General features: G+C 40.8%; 18 protein-coding genes. 5 read left to right on the top strand and 13 right to left on the bottom strand.

Translation table 11 applies throughout. The features are described 5' to 3' along the window. Positions 1-46: 46 nt before the first annotated feature. Positions 47-535, top strand: a complete 489-nt coding sequence (locus tag ALPR1_RS17825) for a hypothetical protein (RefSeq protein WP_008202784.1) — start codon at positions 47-49, stop codon at positions 533-535. Here the strand turns inward: ALPR1_RS17825 and ALPR1_RS17820 are convergent. From ALPR1_RS17820 to ALPR1_RS17805, 4 genes are all read right to left on the bottom strand, one after another. After that, entirely contained in the window at positions 532-1,524 is a 993-nt protein-coding gene (locus ALPR1_RS17820; RefSeq protein ID WP_050776413.1) for a DUF3078 domain-containing protein, read from the bottom strand. The two genes, ALPR1_RS17825 and ALPR1_RS17820, sit on opposite strands and share 4 nt — an antisense overlap. Positions 1,525-1,545: 21 nt before the next feature. Beyond that, positions 1,546-3,120 carry a lytic transglycosylase domain-containing protein gene (locus ALPR1_RS17815; protein ID WP_008202782.1) on the bottom strand — a complete coding sequence of 525 codons (1,575 nt, stop codon included), beginning with the start codon at positions 3,118-3,120 and terminating at the stop codon, positions 1,546-1,548. Between the two features lie 66 nt (positions 3,121-3,186). Continuing rightward, the gene (locus tag ALPR1_RS17810) at positions 3,187-3,831 is read right to left on the bottom strand and encodes an O-methyltransferase (RefSeq protein ID WP_008202781.1); all 645 of its coding nucleotides are present in this window, start codon (positions 3,829-3,831) and stop codon (positions 3,187-3,189) included. A gap of 2 nt (positions 3,832-3,833) precedes the next feature. Beyond that, on the bottom strand, positions 3,834-5,063 hold the full coding sequence (locus tag ALPR1_RS17805; RefSeq protein WP_008202780.1) for a M16 family metallopeptidase: 1,230 nt from the start codon (positions 5,061-5,063) through the stop codon (positions 3,834-3,836). 121 nt (positions 5,064-5,184) lie between these two features. On the opposite strand from ALPR1_RS17805, the gene ALPR1_RS17800 reads away from it, so the two are divergent. Continuing rightward, positions 5,185-6,474, top strand: coding sequence for an aminopeptidase P family protein (locus ALPR1_RS17800; RefSeq protein WP_008202779.1), 1,290 nt, complete (start codon positions 5,185-5,187; stop codon positions 6,472-6,474). A 74-nt stretch (positions 6,475-6,548) separates the two neighbouring features. On the opposite strand, the gene tsf is transcribed toward ALPR1_RS17800, so the two are convergent. The 8 genes from tsf to ALPR1_RS17760 form a co-directional block, all read right to left on the bottom strand. Further along, positions 6,549-7,379 carry a translation elongation factor Ts gene (gene tsf / locus ALPR1_RS17795; protein ID WP_008202778.1) on the bottom strand — a complete coding sequence of 277 codons (831 nt, stop codon included), beginning with the start codon at positions 7,377-7,379 and terminating at the stop codon, positions 6,549-6,551. Positions 7,380-7,560: 181 nt separating this feature from the next. Then, complete coding sequence (gene rpsB, locus ALPR1_RS17790; RefSeq protein WP_008202776.1) at positions 7,561-8,322, bottom strand: 30S ribosomal protein S2; 762 nt, start codon at positions 8,320-8,322, stop codon at positions 7,561-7,563. Positions 8,323-8,355: 33 nt separating this feature from the next. Then, the gene (rpsI, locus tag ALPR1_RS17785; protein ID WP_008202774.1) at positions 8,356-8,742 is read right to left on the bottom strand and encodes a 30S ribosomal protein S9; all 387 of its coding nucleotides are present in this window, start codon (positions 8,740-8,742) and stop codon (positions 8,356-8,358) included. A gap of 11 nt (positions 8,743-8,753) precedes the next feature. After that, on the bottom strand, positions 8,754-9,197 hold the full coding sequence (gene rplM, locus ALPR1_RS17780) for a 50S ribosomal protein L13 (protein ID WP_008202772.1): 444 nt from the start codon (positions 9,195-9,197) through the stop codon (positions 8,754-8,756). Positions 9,198-9,377: 180 nt separating this feature from the next. Further along, positions 9,378-10,091 (bottom strand): RluA family pseudouridine synthase, encoded by a 714-nt coding sequence (locus tag ALPR1_RS17775; RefSeq protein WP_008202771.1) that lies wholly within the window; start codon positions 10,089-10,091, stop codon positions 9,378-9,380. A 75-nt stretch (positions 10,092-10,166) separates the two neighbouring features. Beyond that, positions 10,167-11,243 (bottom strand): sensor histidine kinase, encoded by a 1,077-nt coding sequence (locus ALPR1_RS17770; protein WP_008202770.1) that lies wholly within the window; start codon positions 11,241-11,243, stop codon positions 10,167-10,169. A 1-nt stretch (position 11,244) separates the two neighbouring features. Further along, a complete protein-coding gene (locus ALPR1_RS17765) occupies positions 11,245-11,934 on the bottom strand; it encodes a response regulator transcription factor (protein WP_008202768.1) in 690 nt (229 codons plus the stop codon). 151 nt (positions 11,935-12,085) lie between these two features. Beyond that, a complete protein-coding gene (locus ALPR1_RS17760) occupies positions 12,086-12,877 on the bottom strand; it encodes a DUF3108 domain-containing protein (protein WP_040303874.1) in 792 nt (263 codons plus the stop codon). Between the two features lie 179 nt (positions 12,878-13,056). Here ALPR1_RS17760 and recA point away from each other — a divergent pair, with 179 nt between their 5' ends. Continuing rightward, positions 13,057-14,076, top strand: coding sequence for a recombinase RecA (recA, locus tag ALPR1_RS17755; RefSeq protein ID WP_008202764.1), 1,020 nt, complete (start codon positions 13,057-13,059; stop codon positions 14,074-14,076). A 60-nt stretch (positions 14,077-14,136) separates the two neighbouring features. Here recA and ALPR1_RS17750 read toward each other — a convergent pair whose 3' ends face one another. Next, positions 14,137-15,384, bottom strand: coding sequence for an ABC transporter permease (locus tag ALPR1_RS17750; RefSeq protein WP_008202762.1), 1,248 nt, complete (start codon positions 15,382-15,384; stop codon positions 14,137-14,139). Between the two features lie 126 nt (positions 15,385-15,510). Here ALPR1_RS17750 and queA point away from each other — a divergent pair, with 126 nt between their 5' ends. After that, the gene (queA, locus tag ALPR1_RS17745) at positions 15,511-16,560 is read left to right on the top strand and encodes a tRNA preQ1(34) S-adenosylmethionine ribosyltransferase-isomerase QueA (protein WP_008202760.1); all 1,050 of its coding nucleotides are present in this window, start codon (positions 15,511-15,513) and stop codon (positions 16,558-16,560) included. A 108-nt stretch (positions 16,561-16,668) separates the two neighbouring features. Then, positions 16,669-17,352 carry a 2-C-methyl-D-erythritol 4-phosphate cytidylyltransferase gene (locus ALPR1_RS17740; protein ID WP_008202757.1) on the top strand — a complete coding sequence of 228 codons (684 nt, stop codon included), beginning with the start codon at positions 16,669-16,671 and terminating at the stop codon, positions 17,350-17,352. The last annotated feature ends 36 nt before the right edge of the window (positions 17,353-17,388 follow it).

Here is a 17,388-nt window from a genome sequence, read left to right as displayed (position 1 = left end):
CCTTCCTAGTTCCCCAAATAGTCATTCTACGCCTGTTCAGCGAACCATGTCCATTCCTACCAGTCTTGGGCATACTAAAAAGTTGATGGCCCAAAAGGCTAAAGAGGAGGCTTCTCTTCAAGAGAAAAAGAAAGCAGAAGCTTCTGTAGTTGTTCCGCAAAATGGAATTGTTCTAACCCAGGAAAAGCTGGAAGAGGTGATGCCTGAAGTAATCGCTCATTTCAAAGGTAAAGGGAAAGTGCTGGAATTGGCAATCCTTAATCAACCCTCCAGAATGGAAGGCCATGAAATATGTCTGGAAGTCATGGGGCATGTACAGGAGGAGATTGCTCAAAAGATGAAGCCGGAACTCCTGTCCTTGATTCGGGATCTTACCGGTGCGGGAAAATTGGCCATAAAACTGGTCACTAAAGAAGAGGTAGAACCCCATTCCAACAAACTATACACCAGCACGGATAAGCTCCGATTTCTCAAAGAAAAGCACCCGGCTTTGGCTGAGTTTCAGAAGAAATTTGGCTTAGAAACTGATTTTTAAAAGTCCAGACTGATCCCAAAGTTAATGAGGTTTTGGAGCTGGACAGCCTGTTTGGAGCTTCCATCATCTTGTTTAATCAAAACCTTTTCATCGTAAATCAATCGAGTCTCCATCCTCGTGGAAATGTATTTATTTACTTTCATTCGGATGATGGAGTTAAAGTTGACCACCATATTTCCAAAGGTCTCATAATTGGAGAAGAGGTTGAGGTCTGCTTTCCAGGTGATGTTTTCCATTAATTTGATATCAGTTACCGAGGTAGCAAATGACATCCCTGCTTCCGCTCTTACATTTTCTCCCGGAGTCACACCAAACGCTCCGGCCCGACTTAAGGAATCATCTAAAACGATGGTAAATCTCCCGGTAAAGGGTGATAGAATCACGGAAATCTTACTCTTGTTTTCGTAGGTCTTTCTATAGTTAAGACCCGTGGAAGACTGTAAATAGCCTGGAGAAAGCAAGTCGGAAATTTTTGTTCGTACCTCACTTTCACTTCCTGAAGGCCTCGAATATTTGTAACCTGCCAGAAGCTGGGTTCGGGCATCGATTTGGGTAGAGAGATAGAATTTCTCGGATAGCTCCCGGCCATAATTACTCACAAAGATGAAGTTATCATTACTCTTCCGGGTCTTGAAATCCCGGTCGCCTTGCCTGTTCATCCCTAAGTTGATGGTAAGCTGTGTGTCCCAGACTTTCTTTTCCTTCTTATAATTTGCAAACAAGGAGATGCCTGAGTTGAGGGCGAAGGTACTGGATCCACCTGCTGCCCAATTACTCAAAGTAACCTGTTGAATATTCAAATTGTAATTCCCGCCGGTTTCCCAGAAGATTTCCTTTTCTGGTTCTTCGATAAGCAATGAATCTCCCAGCATTAAAAGGGTGTCCCCATTGATTAGGACCGTATCAGGAATAACCTGCCTGTCCTGTGCCAAAGCAGTTTGGCTACATAATAGAACTAAGATTCCTAAACCAAGGAGAAAGTAACGCATTCAAAAAAGAAGATAAATGGATCAGGGCTTCAAGATAACCAATTTCTGACCGATGCTAATGATGTTTTGGCTTCCGATATTGTTCCAGGATTTTAAGTCGTTGACTGTGACCCCATACTTTTTACTGATGGCAAAAAGTGTCTCCCCTTTGCTGACCGTATGGGTCAGATTGCTGTTGGTACGGCTTGAAGTTGTATTTCTAACTTCCTGTCTTGGTGGATTGCTGGAGCTACTACTTGCCAAAACCGTTTTTGTCGGAGCAGGTTGATTTAAATTCACAATCGGAATTTCTTCTCCTCGCTTCCTGTGTTCCTGAAGGTTCAACACCATGCCCACTTTCAGATCCCGGTCTTTACGGATTCTGTTTTTAGATTTCAGAGAAGAAAGCTTGATGCCATATTTTTGGGAAATGCTCCATAGCGTTTCTCCTGGCAAAACCACATGTGTTTCCACATCGGCTTTGGTCTTTTTCTTTTTGGTATAATAATATTTTCCTGCTTCGATTCTTTCACCACGGTCTAGATCATTCAACCTTCTAAGCTTATTCTCACGGATTCCCACCTTATCAGAAAAGTTGCTTAAGGTCGTTGTCTGGGCCGCTTGAACCCCTTCAATATTGTTTACCGTAATCTGATCAGGCTGATTGGCCTTCGTGGTGTTTCCTGCGATTCTAGGGAATGAATTAGCTTGCTTGTATGCTGGGGAGTTCTTGATGGATGAGCTTCCACTCTGAGATTTTTGAGGTTTTGTTTCTCTAACGATGGCTTGCTGAACAGGAAGTGAACCATCCTGCACATAAACCAACCCGTAAGTTCTGTCCCCTGGAATCTTACCATTTGAAGTCCACTTATTATACTCCTTTAAATGATCTTCCTCAACCCCATACTTTTTAGCTAAAGCTGCTAGCGTGGTCGGACCCTTTACGGGAACCTCTACCATTCTTGAATTGGAGGTTAATACACCAATTTGGCTTTCAAAAGCAATTTTATGAGCTAAGTATTTTTTAAAATACCAATGGGTATTTCTATCTACATCCACTACTCGCTTGCCATTATACCTATTTCCGAAATACGCTTTTGCTCCACCAAGCCCCATTTGATAGGAAACCAATGCACACATCCAGTTGTCGAATGTATTGTTATGCTTTTTGAGGTAGAGCGCCGCTCCACGGGTAGAGGATACGATGTTCTTTCGCTCGTCTATCTGCTTGTCTACTCGTAAAAATACCTCTTCAGCAGTACCTTGTTTAAACTGCCAAAAACCTACGGCATTAGAGGTGGAAACTGCATCAGGAATCAAGCTACTTTCCTGGATCACCAGGTACTTTAGATCTAGAGGGACATTACTTTCCCTCAAAATTTCTTCGATGATGGGCATGTACAGGTTGACACGCTCTTGTTTGATCTTAAAGTAATTGGGATTTCTATACTGCGCATCGACATCCAGTTGAATTTCTCTTCTGGCTTGGGGATTGATCCTAACGATCATATCTGCAAATTCTAGTTCGGCAGGAACCTGTGGAATTTGGGCCAGCAGTGGAAAATTTACTAAGAGCGTGACAATAAAGAGAAAGGGAGAAATTATATGTTTACTCATTCCAAAAAGGCTTAATTCTGTTGCTCAGCCTAGTTTTAGCAAAAATGATTCCCCTTTTAAGATTACTTATAATTTTCTTGCCATCAGGATCCCATCCCGTACCGGAAGCAAGATATTTTCCACTCTGGGATCCTCCTGAATTTTTTGGTTAAAGGCTAAAATTGCCTTGGTGTCTTTGTCTATTTTTTGCCCTTCTTCCACCAACACCTTACCTGACCAAAGTACATTATCTGCCATGATAATCCCTCCTGAACTGATTTTATCAATGATTAGATCATAGTATTTTTCGTTATTGATTTTGTCGGCATCAATAAAAACAAGGTCGATCGGACCCTCTACATCGGGAAGAAGATCCAGGGCATTTCCTAACCTATAATCGATTTGATCTTCCAGTCCACTTTCTTTAAAAAAACCTCTCACCATGGTTTCCAATTCATCATTGATGTCGAGGGTAATCAGTTTTGCTCCTTTGCTCAATCCTCTAGCCATACATATCGCCGAATATCCTGTGTAGGTGCCAATTTCCAATGCAATCTTGGGATTGATCATTTTGGTGAAAATCTCCAGCATTTTCCCCTGCAAATGACCGGAAAGCATTCTTGGTTTTAGGACTTTGAGTTGAGTTTCCCGAGTGATTTTTTGAAGTAAAGGGTCTTCCGTAGAAGTATGCTGTTCGCAGTAGTTTAATAAATCTTGTGAAATGAAATCCATGATTAATGGGGCCTATAGGTTAAAAAACTCAAGTTTTCCGGATTAAATATTTCCTGAGCGATTTCCTGAATTTCTTCAGCGCTGGTTTTTCTGATTTGTTCAAAGATACTTTCCAATGAATCTACTTTTCCATGATCTAGAAGACTTTTTCCGAAAACCAGCATCAAACCGGCATAATTCTCCTCTGCCATTGCCATTTGTCCAATGGCCTGCTCCTTGGCCATATGTAATTGAATCGTGCCTAATTTCTTCTGCTGTAGTTTTGTCATTTCCTTCAAAACCAGTGACTGGGCTTTGTTTAGGGTCTTTTCTTCCGTTCCGAAGTAAACGCCAAAGAAACCCGTATCAGAAAAGGGAGTAAAGGAAGATTCAATGCTATAGACATAGCCATGCCTTTCCCTTAAGCTTAAATTCAACCGGCTATTCATACTCGGGCCTCCCAGAATATTATTCAGCAAATAAAGTTTATATCGGTTGGGATCATGCAGAGAATAAGCAGGCCTTCCTATCGCACATAAGGATTGGGTGACATCCCTTTTTACCTCTTTTTTCTGGGGAATATAGGATTGAAATCCACTTCTGATGTAAAGGCTCCTTTTTGCCTGAATGGATTCCAGAGGGCCTTCGATGATGCGAAGTGCTTTTTTAAAGCTGATATTTCCAACGACCGAAAAAACGATTCTTTCTGTATCCAGTCGAGATGAAATAAAATTGATGAAATCCTGATGCGAAAAGCTGGCTACCGTTTCTTCTGTGCCCAAAATATTTCTTCCCAGAGCATGGTTATTAAAAACCAACTCATCCAGTTCATCCTGGATGGAATCATCTGGAGAATCCCGATACATGGCCATTTCCTCTAAAATCACCTGTCTTTCTTTTTCGATTTGCTTTTGAGGAAAAGTGCTGTTGAAGGTGATATCAAATAATAAATCAGCTGCTTTAGGGTAATGCTCTTTCAAAGTGGAGGCATAAAAGCAGACTTTTTCCTTAGTGGTATAAGCATTGAGCTCACCTCCCAAAGATTCCAACCGGTTGAGAATATGGAAGGTCTTTCTTTTTTTGGTGCCCTTAAAGGCCATATGTTCCCAAAAGTGAGCCAAGCCTTCCTGCTCTTTGGTTTCATCTCGGCTTCCTATGTCCAAAATAAAACCACAATGCACCAGTCTGGTATGTGGTATTTCCTGATGAACGATACGGATTCCGTTCCCTAGTTCCTTGATGTTTAAATTCATATTTGCTTACCCAATCGGTAAAATACAAAGAAAAGCATCAATAAGTTTCCAAGCAGCATTTAGACTTCTTTTGCTTTAGATTTTAGTAACTTCGGAGCTGGAAATAATCAATATCAGGTCTATGAAATATCAGCCCTTACCAAAAAGTTTATACATCAAGAACCGGGAAAAGCTTGCTGCCAAGTTGAAAAAGAATAGCGTGGCTATTTTTAATGCCAATGACATCATGCCCACCAATGCAGATGGGACGATGAAGTTCAGGCAAAACAACGATCTTTTTTACCTATGTGGCATCGATCAGGAAGAAACAATTCTATTGATCGCACCAGATTGTCCAAATCCTGCCATGAGGGAGGTGCTCTTCCTTCGTGAAACAAATGAGCACATTGCCATCTGGGAAGGTCATAAATACACCAAAGAAGAAGCGGAAGAAGCCTCTGGAATCAAAAACATTCAGTGGCTATCTAATTTTGATTTGATTTTTAATACGGTAATGGCTCTTTCCGAGAGAGTTTATTTAAATACTAACGAGCATTTGAGAGCTGGGGTCGTGGTAGAGACCAGGGATTCCCGATTTATCAAAACCTGTAAGGAGCAATTTCCGCTGCATGAGTATGAGCGTGCTGCTCCGATCATGCACGAACTGAGAGGAGTGAAGGAGCAAGAGGAAATAGATCAAATGCAGATTGCCTGTGACATTACCAATAAAGGATTTAGAAGAATTCTTTCTTTTGTAAAGCCGGGAGTTACGGAATATGAAATTGAGGCAGAATATCTACATGAGTTTGTAAAAAACCGAAGCAAGGGTTTTGCATACGAACCGATTATTGCCTCTGGAGGCAGTGCTTGTGTTTTGCATTATTTAGAAAACAACAAAGCCTGTAATGATGGTGAATTGATCCTGATGGATGTGGGAGCGGAGTATGGAAATTACAATGCGGATATGACAAGAACAATTCCTGTCAATGGAAGATTTACCAAACGTCAAAGGGCAGTATATGATGCCGTATTAAGAGTGAAAAAACAAGCCTCCAGCATGTTGATCCCGGGTCAGAATATCCAAGATTACCATAAGGAAGTGGGCTTGATCATGCAGAGTGAGCTGATCGGTTTAGGTTTGATCGATCAGACGGATATCAAAAACCAAGACCCCAATTGGCCTGCCTATAAGAAGTACTTTATGCATGGGACATCCCATCATATAGGCTTAGATGTGCATGATGTAGGTACCATGCATGGACCGATCAAACCGGGTATGGTATTCACGGTGGAGCCAGGAATTTACGTTCCAGATGAAGGATTTGGAATTCGATTGGAGAACGATATTGTGGTTCAGGAAAACGGCTATCTGGATCTGATGGGAGATATTCCGGTAGAGGCTGAAGAGATAGAAGAGTTGATGAATGCTTAATCAAACCCTTTGAAAACAAAAATCCCCTCCAAAATCAATTGGAGGGGATTTTTTTATGTTCAAATCGGAATTAATTACCCGATAGATACTCTTTTGAATGCAGAAACTGTCATTCCTTTGCTTACGCTGTCAAGATATTGAGCAATAGTTTTGCTGCTGTCTTTAACGAAAGCCTGGCTCAACAAAGTGTTTTCTTTGTAGAACTTGTTCAATTTACCCATTGCAATTTTTTCAAGCATTGCTTCAGGCTTGCCTTCTGCTTTTGCTTGCTCCATTCCAACTGCAATTTCTCTTTCAACAACAGAAGAGTCAACTCCGTCTTTGTCCACTGCAACTGGGTTCATTGCTGCAATTTGCATAGCAACGTCTTTTCCAGCCTCGTCAACATCAGCACCTGAAGTGTTAACCAATCCTACCAATACACCCAATTTACCATTAGAGTGGATGTAAGGAACAACTGCTTCAGCACTTACTACTTCGTAGTTAGAGATTTCGATTTTCTCACCGATTTTACCAGTCATTTCTACGATTTTCTCAGCAACAGTGATGTTGTCGAAAGGCAATGCTTGGATATCTTCTACAGTAGAAGCACCCGCTGCAACTGCTTTCTCAAGAAGAGTATTGGCAAATGCTACGTACTCGTCATTTTTGGCAACAAAGTCAGTTTCGCAAGTCAAAGAAAGAAGAGTTCCTTTAGCTCCATTTTCAGAAACGTTTGTTACTACTACACCTTCTTTTGTTTCACGGTCTGCTCTGGAAGCAGATACTTTTTGACCTTTTTTTCTAAGGATATCCACCGCTTTTTCGAAATCGCCTTCCGCTTCAGTCAAAGCTTTTTTGCAATCCATCATACCGGCACCGGTCATTTGTCTCAATTTGTTTACTTCTTGTGCAGTAATTGCCATTGTGTTATCAGTTTAAAATTAAACGGGATATGTTTTATTAAGGGAGCTTCAGTACCAGAATACGAAAGCTTTTAAAATTAGATAGGAAACCTGGACAACTATGGCGCAGGTTTTAAACAAAAAATTGAACATAGGCCGAAACCTGATGTTCAATTTTTTAATATTTCAATTCAATTGTGGATTATTCTTTAGTTTCGGCGTCCACAGCTTTTTTAGCTTCTTCCTCTTCAGAAAGTTTAGCTTCTTCTTTGTCCTTCTTTCTCTCAGAAAGACCTTCTTCGATAGCTGCACCAAACGCTTTCACTAGCAAGGATACGGATTTGAATGCATCATCATTGGCTGGGATAGGGAATTCAACCTCATTTGGGTTAGAGTTCGTATCTACCAATGCATAAACAGGGATACCAAGCTTTTTTGCTTCAGCAATAGCAATGTGTTCTCTTTTGATGTCCACGATGAAAAGGGCTGCAGGAAGTCTGCTTAGGTCAGCGATACCGCCTAATACATTCTCCATTTTGTCCTTTTGACGAGAAACCATCAAACGCTCTTTTTTCGCAAGGTTTGTATAAGCCTCTTCCTTCATCAATTTGTCCAAACCGGACATTTTTTTCAAGGACTTGCGGATAGTAGCGAAGTTAGTCAACATACCACCTAACCATCTTTCAGTTACGAAAGGCATGTTAAGACGCTTAGCTTCTTCAGCAACAAGGTCTTTAGCTTGCTTTTTAGTAGCGACGAACATGACTTTTTTGCCTGAGCGTACTACCTGCTTGATTGCGTTAGATGCTTCGTCGAGGCAAGCAAGCGTTTTATTTAAATCGATGATGTGGATACCATTTTTCTCCATGAAAATGTATGGAGCCATTCTTGGATCCCACTTTCTCGTCAAGTGTCCGAAGTGAACACCAGCATCTAGTAAGTCTTTATATTCTAATTTGGCCATAAATATGATTTTATTAAGTGAAGAACCTCCAGATTAACGTTTAGAGAACTGGAACTTTCTTCTTGCTTTTCTTCTACCTGGCTTCTTACGCTCGACCATTCTAGGATCACGAGTAAGGAAACCTTCTTTTTTCAATGCTGGTCTGTGCTCTTCGTCAAATTGACATAAAGCTCTGGAGATAGCCATACGAGCTGCTTCCGCTTGCCCTTTGATACCGCCACCGTCTACATTGATTTTAATGTCATAATTGCCATCTACGCCAACAAGAGTCAAAGGCTGCTTCACAACGATCTGGTGTAGATCAAATGGGAAGTATTTTTCTAAAGACTGATTGTTTACGGAGATCTCACCTTTACCTGGAGCCATGTAAATTCTGGCTACAGAGGTTTTTCTTCTACCGATTGTGTTGATCATTTCCATGATTTAGGCGATTAAAGGGTGATGGTTTTAGGCTGCTGTGCTTCGTGTGGATGCTCGGATCCGTTATACACGTACAAGTTGCCGTACAATTTTCTTCCCAATCTGTTCTTAGGCAGCATGCCTCTGACAGCTTTTTCTACCAAAATAGAAGAAGATTTCTCTTTCAATAATCTTGGAGTAGAGATGCGCTGTCCACCTGGATAACCGGTGTGTCTCACGTAAACTTTGGAGTTCCACTTGTCGCCGGTCAGCCTGACTTTGTCTGCATTGATTACGATGACGTTGTCACCACAATCTGCATGAGGTGTGAAGCTTGGCTTCGTCTTACCTCTTAAGATTTTCGCTACCTCACTAGCCAATCTACCCAAAACTGCTGACTGGGCATCCACTACGACCCATTGCTTGTCTACAGTCGCGGCATTGGCTGATATGGTCTTATAGCTCAAAGTATCCACTGTGTAACTGTTTAATTTTTAGCTTGTTAAATTTATTTCCCCCTCAAAAAGGGACACAAAGATAGAAGTATTTTATTTTTCATGCAAAATATTTCCATTACTAAGTCCTAATTTTCATAGGCTTAGCTACAAATCTCCCTTTAAACAGGGTTTTTTGATGCTTTTTATTTTACTGAAAGTTTATCTGGTCGTTTTTTCCAACTGTTTGACCAAAACCTGAAAATCTTTCGGGTAAGGTGCATTCAATTGAAGTTTGGTACCATCTAAGCCCTCAAATCCAATAGAAAAAGCATGAAGAGAAACCCGCTGCATGATAGGCAACTCTTCTGTGTCCTTTTTTAAATTGAAGCGACGCTTGAGTGAAGAAAGGTATAATATGTTGCCACCATATAAAGTGTCCCCACAGATGGGTGACTTTAGGTAAGCCAAATGAACCCTGATCTGATGTAGCCTGCCCGTGACCGGCTTGCATTCTACCAAGGTGTGCGCAGCATAGGTTTTCAATGTTTGAAAATACGTCTGCGCTGACTTTCCTCCTTTACTGACTTTGGCAACCCCCTTATTCGTAGCGATTAGATTCCGATCCACCAATTCATTTTGGTAATCCTGAATCCCTTCTACTACGGCATGATAGATTTTGTCCACCTTTCTGTTTTCAAACTGAATAGCCAAATGCCTGTAGGCCTCCGGATTCTTGGCAATCACCAGGCAGCCTGACGTTTCCTTGTCCAATCGATGGCATAGTTGGGCATCGGGAGTGTATGCCTTGGCAAGGTCAAGTATGTTCTGCGCTTCGTGCCTGTCGTCTAAGCTCGATAGGTACGGTGGTTTATTGATTACCAGGTAATCCGCATTTTCAAACAGAATAAGTTTTTGAAAATCAATTTTCTTCATGGATCTCCTGCCTCTTCAACGAGGCTGCAAAAGTAGGGAAAAAAGCTATGGTAAAAAATTTAGCTCCTAAATATGTTAGTTAACATCCTGTTTTTCTTTGCCCTCTGGCAATACTTGTTTAACCAAAGGCAGCGAGAAACTAAAAATCGATCCTTTTCCTACCGTAGAACTCACAGAAATCTTGCTTTTATGTCCTTCCAGAATATGCTTCACGATCGCTAATCCCAATCCAGTTCCGCCTTCTTTTTTGTTACGGCTTTTTTCCACCCTATAAAAGCGCTCAAAAATCCGCTTCAAATCCTCGGGAGGGATGCCTTGCCCATTGTCCTTGATTTCTACATGTAGGTTATGCTTCGAGGTTTTTAAACTCACCTTCACCTTCCCCTGATTATTATTGTACTTAACGGCATTGAAAATCAGGTTTTGGCAGACGCGATAAATTTTTTGTTTGTCGGCTGAGGTAATATAATCTTCCTTTTCATCGTATTGGAAAACCAGATCAACCTTTCTCTTGGAAGCTTTGTGTTCCAACTGGTCGATGACCTCGAGCAATAAATCCTTCAGGTCAAATTGGGTGAAAGTAAACTTGATTACCCCACTCTCCATTTGATTCAGCGTCAATAAATCCTGAACCAAAACATCTAAGGAGTCCAGGCTTTTGGCAGCTCTTTTAAGAAACTTCATCCGAACTTCCTTATCATCTATTGCTCCATCAAGAAGCGTGTGGATATAGCCTTGCGTTGCAAAAATGGGGGTTTTTAGTTCATGAGAAATATCTGCAATGAACTCCCTTCTGAATTCGGCGTTTTTCTGTAGTGTGTCAATTTCCTTTTGCCTGGCCAGTGCATAGGAATTAATCACCTTATTAATTCTCCGTAAAGGTGATATGGAAGACTTCGATGATTTATCACTGAACTCAGAAAGTTCTTTCTTCTGGATTTTTTCCAATAAAGTGTAGATGTTTCCGATCTCACGAAACACCAGAAATTCCAAGGTGATATTGATTAATAAATAGGAAACGGAAAAAGATATTCCACCTGCCACCATCAGAATGGTAGCAGTGGTAGTATCAAGCAATGATAAAAATGCAGCCACCAGCATACTGATAGCCAATGCTATGATCACTGCAATCCCTCGAGAATTTGTAAGCATTTTAGCCTAGATCAAACTTGTATCCTACTCCTTTGACAGTAGTGATATAGTCATCTCCAATTTTTTCACGGACTTTTCTGATATGTACATCCACTGTTCTTGCCAAGACAAACACATCAGCTCCCCAGATATTTTGAAGAAGCTCATCTCTACTGAAAACCATATTAGGGTTTTTAGCAAGGAAATACAATAATTCAAATTCCTTCTTGGGCAAAGTGATGGTTTTTCCAGACTTGTCGATCGTATAGCTCCCCCGGTCTATGGTGAGGTCCTTGATTTTGATCTGTACTTGCTCTTGTTCCTTCTTTAACTCCCTTCTGAACAATGCAGCTATTCGGCTCATCAGTGCACGAGGCTTGATAGGCTTGGTGATATAGTCATCTGCTCCTACATCAAATGCAGCTACTTCAGAATACTCCTCCATTCTGGCTGTCAAGAAAATGATAAAGGCATTTTTTAATTCTGGAATTTGTCTGATCTGAAGGCAAGTTTCAACACCATCTTGACCTGGCATCATGATATCCAATAGGATGACATCGGGATGAAATTTAGATGCCACTTTTACAGCTTTGACACCATCTTCCGCAGTAGATACCTCATAGCCTTCTTTCTGAAGATTGTATTTGAGGATTTCTACAATATCCGGCTCATCATCTACAACTAGAACTTTGATTTTTCGCTTGTCGCCCATGCTAGGTTTTCTTAATAATTCGCTTAAAATTAAGGAATATTTAAAGATGCCCGCCAAATAAAATGGAAGTAATGGGGCATGATTCAATAAAAAATGAGGAGAAAATCCGAATACCTGTGACAGGGTTATGTCAAAGTTAAGACAGGATTACCTAATTGTTTCTAAGCCCCTTGGCATTAACAATGTCAAAGTTCAGTGAGCCAAGAAATAAGTTGGCCTTGATTTTTACCGGGATTTTATTCTGATCCTGAGTAACCCAAACTTTCACGGGATAATCCCCTCGGAACAATTTGTTTTTTGGCACTTCTGGTGAGAATATGTAGGTGTCCTTTTCCCCGATTTCGGTTTCTAAGGATTCCGTCCCCTCATATATTAACTTTATGTTATATCTTTCTTTATCGAAGAAGCCAGGGATAAAAACGATGTCTCCGGGCTTTAATTTTTCCAGATCAAGAGTTCTGAGATAGTAAAATCCACTGACGATATCCTGAACTTTGCTTACCAACTTATATTCTTTGACGCTTTTCAGGGTTTTGTTATCCTTCTCGAAAAGCTCTACCAAAGCGGTATAATTTACCTGATCAAAGTAAACCTTTTCATGCTTTCGGTATTTTCCTTCTTCAATATGGCGATAGGATAGGGAAGGGTAGATGTCAGTGGTATCGAGGTAAGTTCCCCAGTTATCGTTGACCTTACCGAAAATGGTGGCAGCCCCTTTTGTCTTGCCATAGACATCTATTTTATAATGAGGTCTGTTGTTTTGGGTATGAGGTTTTTTATTTATCTGAAGCTTAGCATCCGCTAAATTTAGCCAGCCATAGCTCACCTCAAAATTCAATTCTTCACCAAAAGTAAAAGCGTCATTTTGGGGGTTTTGCTGGGAAAATGCTCTAGAGCTACCTAGAAGAAGGACTAGAATCACTAAACTGAAATGCTTTCTCATAAAATTGAGTGACAATACCTGACAAAAATTGAGTTTATTAAAAGGTAATACGAAAAAAAGCGCCATTTGGTGAATAAAATTACGAATTTGGCCATCTAAAACAATGGTTGTTTCTCCTTTGGTTATAGCTTGTTGTTTGAGTAATTTCACCTACTATTGATTCTTTAAAACGAAAATACATGAGTAATAATGCAGAAAAACTAAAAGCCCTCCAACTTACCATTGATAAGTTAGAGAAGACCTATGGAAAAGGTACTGTGATGAAGCTTAGCGACAACAAAGTACTGGATATTCCTGCCATTTCCACAGGTTCTCTTGGGCTCGATATGGCTCTTGGTGTGGGCGGGATTCCTAGAGGCCGGGTGATCGAGATTTATGGTCCGGAATCCTCAGGTAAAACCACATTGACGATGCACTGTATCGCGGAAGCCCAAAAGGCCGGAGGTTTAGCTGCTTTTGTCGATGCTGAACATGCATTCGACAAAACCTATGCCGAAAAGCTTGGGATTGATACAGAGAACCTTCTCATTTCTCAACCTGACAATGGAGAACAAGCTTTAGAAATCGCAGAACATTTGATTAGATCTGGAGCTATTGACATTATCGTGATTGACTCCGTGGCGGCTTTAGTGCCGAAAGGCGAGCTGGAAGGAGATATGGGAGATTCCAAGATGGGACTTCAGGCAAGATTGATGTCTCAGGCTTTGAGGAAGCTGACTGGAGCCATTAATAAAACAGGATGCTCTTGCATATTCATTAACCAGTTAAGAGAAAAAATCGGGGTAATGTTTGGGAATCCTGAAACGACTACCGGTGGTAATGCTTTGAAGTTTTATGCTTCTGTGCGATTGGATATCAGAAGAATAGGTCAAATCAAAGAGAGTGCTGACAGTATTTTAGGTAACCGTACCCGAGTGAAAGTGGTGAAAAATAAAGTAGCACCACCATTTAAGGTGGTTGAATTTGACATCATGTATGGTCAGGGTATTTCCAAAGTTGGGGAAATTATTGATCTAGGTGTGGAATTTGACATTGTCAAGAAAGCTGGATCCTGGTTCTCCTACAATGGAGAAAAACTAGGGCAAGGTAGAGATGCAGTGAAAAACCTACTTCTGGATAATCCTGAATTGATGGAAGAGCTGGAAGTGAAAATCAAAGCTGCTTCTGGATTGAATGCTCCGGCGGAGACAGAAAAGTAAATCCAATAATACGAGGTAAAATAGAAAGGGAGCAATTTAAATTGCTCCCTTTTTTTATTCTTAATTCGTTCGAATGGCTTCCACCGGGTCCATCCTTGCTGCTAAGGTTGCAGGAACGATTCCCGAAACTACCCCGATGATCGAAGCGACCCCAAGTCCCAGTACAATATTTTTAAATGATAAAATCAATTCAAGGGAGCCGAGTTGGATGAAACTCAGTCCAAATACAATGAGGATTCCTGTAATCCCGCCAATTAAGCTTAGGAATACAGCCTCAAACAGGAATTGAAATAGTATGAAATAATTTTTCGCTCCTAAGGATTTTTGAATTCCAATAATATTGGTTCGCTCTCTGACAGATACAAACATGATGTTTGCGATCCCGAAGCCCCCAACTAAAATCGAAAATCCACCAATTACCCATCCAGCTATCGAAATCACATCGAAAATAGAGCCGATGGCATTTTGAATAAACTCGGTTTTGTTCAGTGCAAAATTATCCTCTTCCGTTGGTTTCAAACCTCTTTTCGCTCTAAGCAAACCTGTCATTTCATTTTCCAGAGCTACTAATCCTATATCTTCTTCCTTTCCCTGCACAGCGATGGTAGGCTCGATTCCGTTTTTACCGGTGTAAAACATTTTTGTAAATGCTCCATAAGGTACGATGGCCGCCTCATCCTTAGAGGGGGCATCAAAAAGTCCTTCTCCTTCTTCTTCAAAAATACCGATCACGATAAATTTGATGCCTTTCAGCTTGAGTTCCCTTCCAATGGGTGGCTGATTAGGAAAAAGAGTGTTGGCAATTTCTCTTCCGATCACCACCAAGTTTCTGGAGGCGTTGATTTCTGATTCAAGAAAAAACCGACCTTCCTCAATAGGCATATCATACACATCTTGATAGCCGTATTCGATTCCTGTTAGTTGCATTCCCTGATAGGCATTGCTTCCTGCCTGAACGGTAGTACTTGCTGAAGCCGAAATAGTCACGGCTTCGGCAGACTTCAATCGTTCTTTTAAGAATTCATATTCTGCAACAGATCCGGGAGGTCTGCGAAAGTACTTCCACCAGGGATATTCCTGGGGACCGCTGGAAAATGGAAAGCGATCCACTCTCATGACGTTTGTCCCTAGAAATGAAAAAGATGACTTGATATTATTTTCCAAGGAGTCCACTAAAGTAAAAACTGCAATGATTGCAAATATACCAATAGTCACTCCCAATAAGGAGAGAATTGTCCTTGTAATGTTTGATTTTAAGGCAGTTATCGCAAACCTAAAGCTCTCCCATGTCAATTGGAAAAATAGCATGCTTTTTATAGTTGGTTAAAACAATTTGTTAAGATAGCTGAAATTGGGCATTATTGTTATTATCTTTGCATTTTTTAGAGTTAATCTAAAATAAACAAATCAAGCTCAGACTACTAAAGCTTTCCTATGAAATTATCAGATTTCAAATTTGAAGTTCCGAAAAAACTTGTTTCACTGTATCCAGCAGAAAACCGTGATGAATCACGCTTGATGGTCTTGCACCGAGACACTGGAAAAATCGAACACAGGGTATTTAAAGATATCACCGAATATTTTGGAGAGGGGGATGTTTTTGTCACGAACGACACAAAAGTATTTCCAGCCAGATTATACGGTAACAAGGAAAAAACAGGAGCAGAAATCGAAGTTTTCCTACTTCGTGAATTAAACCCTGAATTAAGACTTTGGGATGTTTTGGTAGATCCTGCTAGAAAAATCAGAGTTGGAAATAAATTGTATTTCGGCGATTCTGATTTGGTGGCTGAGGTGATTGATAATACTACTTCTAGAGGTAGAACGATCCGTTTCCTATTTGATGGCACCGAAGAGGAATTCCATAAAACAATCGATACGCTTGGAGAAACTCCTTTATTAAAGGAATTTATCGAGCGTAAGGTGGAGACAGAAGATAGAGAAAGATACCAAACCGTATTTGCTAAAAATGTGGGTGCGGTAGCTGCCCCAACTGCAGGACTTCACTTTACTCCACATTTGTTGAAAAGACTGGAACTGCAAGGGGTAGAAGTATCTCCGATTACACTTCATGTTGGATTGGGTACTTTCCGTCAGGTAGACGTAGAAGACCTTACGAAGCATAAAATGGACTCTGAGAATTATAATATTCCTGAAGGAACCGTTTCTCTTGTCAACAAGGCACTCGATGAGAAAAAGCGTGTAGTAGCAGTAGGAACCACTTCTCTGAAAACTGTGGAATCTTCTGTAACCGCAAATGGACGATTGAAAGCAAGCCAAGGATGGACCGATAAATTTATCATCCCTCCTTACGAGTTTAAAATCGCCAATGCGCTTATCACCAACTTCCATTTACCAGAATCTACCTTGTTGATGACAGCATCAGCATTCGGAGGCTATGATCTGGTTATGAAAGCTTATAAAGAAGCTATTAAAGAAAAGTATCGCTTCTTCTCCTATGGAGACGCGATGTTGATTCTCTAAACATATTAGGCTCCCAAATGGGAGCCTTTTTTATTTCCTTTACATTTTAATAATTCAGGGAAGGGGTATTTCTGCCAAGAAGGAATATTTTTGTTTAAAATTTTGAGAATGAATAAAGCTGCGATTATTGTTGCCGGAGGAAAAGGAAAACGAATGGGAGGTCCCATTGCCAAGCAATACTTACCGATCGGTGGCAAACCAGTGTTGATGCACACCTTGGAGGTTTTCTATCAACTGGATGCTTCCATCGAATTGATTCTAGTACTTCCCGGAGATGATTTTTCCTACTGGAAGGAACTCTGCCAGGAGTACGATTTTCAGATTCCCCATCAATTGGTAGCTGGAGGGAATTCCAGATTTCAGTCCGTAAGAAATGGTCTTCATTCCATCACTTGGACTGAGGGCCTTGTAGCGATCCATGACGGGGTTCGTCCATTTGTAAGGCAAGATGTCATCGAAGAGTCTTATCGTGTAGCAGAGACCTCGGGAAGTGCCATAGCGGTTGTGGCATTGAAGGACTCCATCCGCAAATTGTCAGATGATGGGAAGTCCACTTATCAGGAGCGGCAGTATTTCAGATTGGTACAAACTCCTCAGACTTTTCAAATTGATAAAATTAAGAAGGCTTTTCAGGTCACGGAAATCCAGCAGTTTACAGATGATGCCACGGTTTATGAGCATCAGGGATGGCAAGTTTCTTTGATTGCCGGAAACCCTGAAAACTTCAAAATCACCACGCCGGAAGATCTGGAGTACGGGGAGTTTTTGCTTTCAAAAAGGAAAGCTCAATAATTTGTTGATTGCTTTATCGACTTTTTAGTGGCTTTT

Origin of the sequence: Algoriphagus machipongonensis (genome assembly GCF_000166275.1) — a bacterium.
Classification (GTDB): Bacteria; Bacteroidota; Bacteroidia; order Cytophagales; family Cyclobacteriaceae; genus Algoriphagus; species Algoriphagus machipongonensis.
This window is presented reverse-complemented; position numbering and strand designations above follow the sequence as displayed.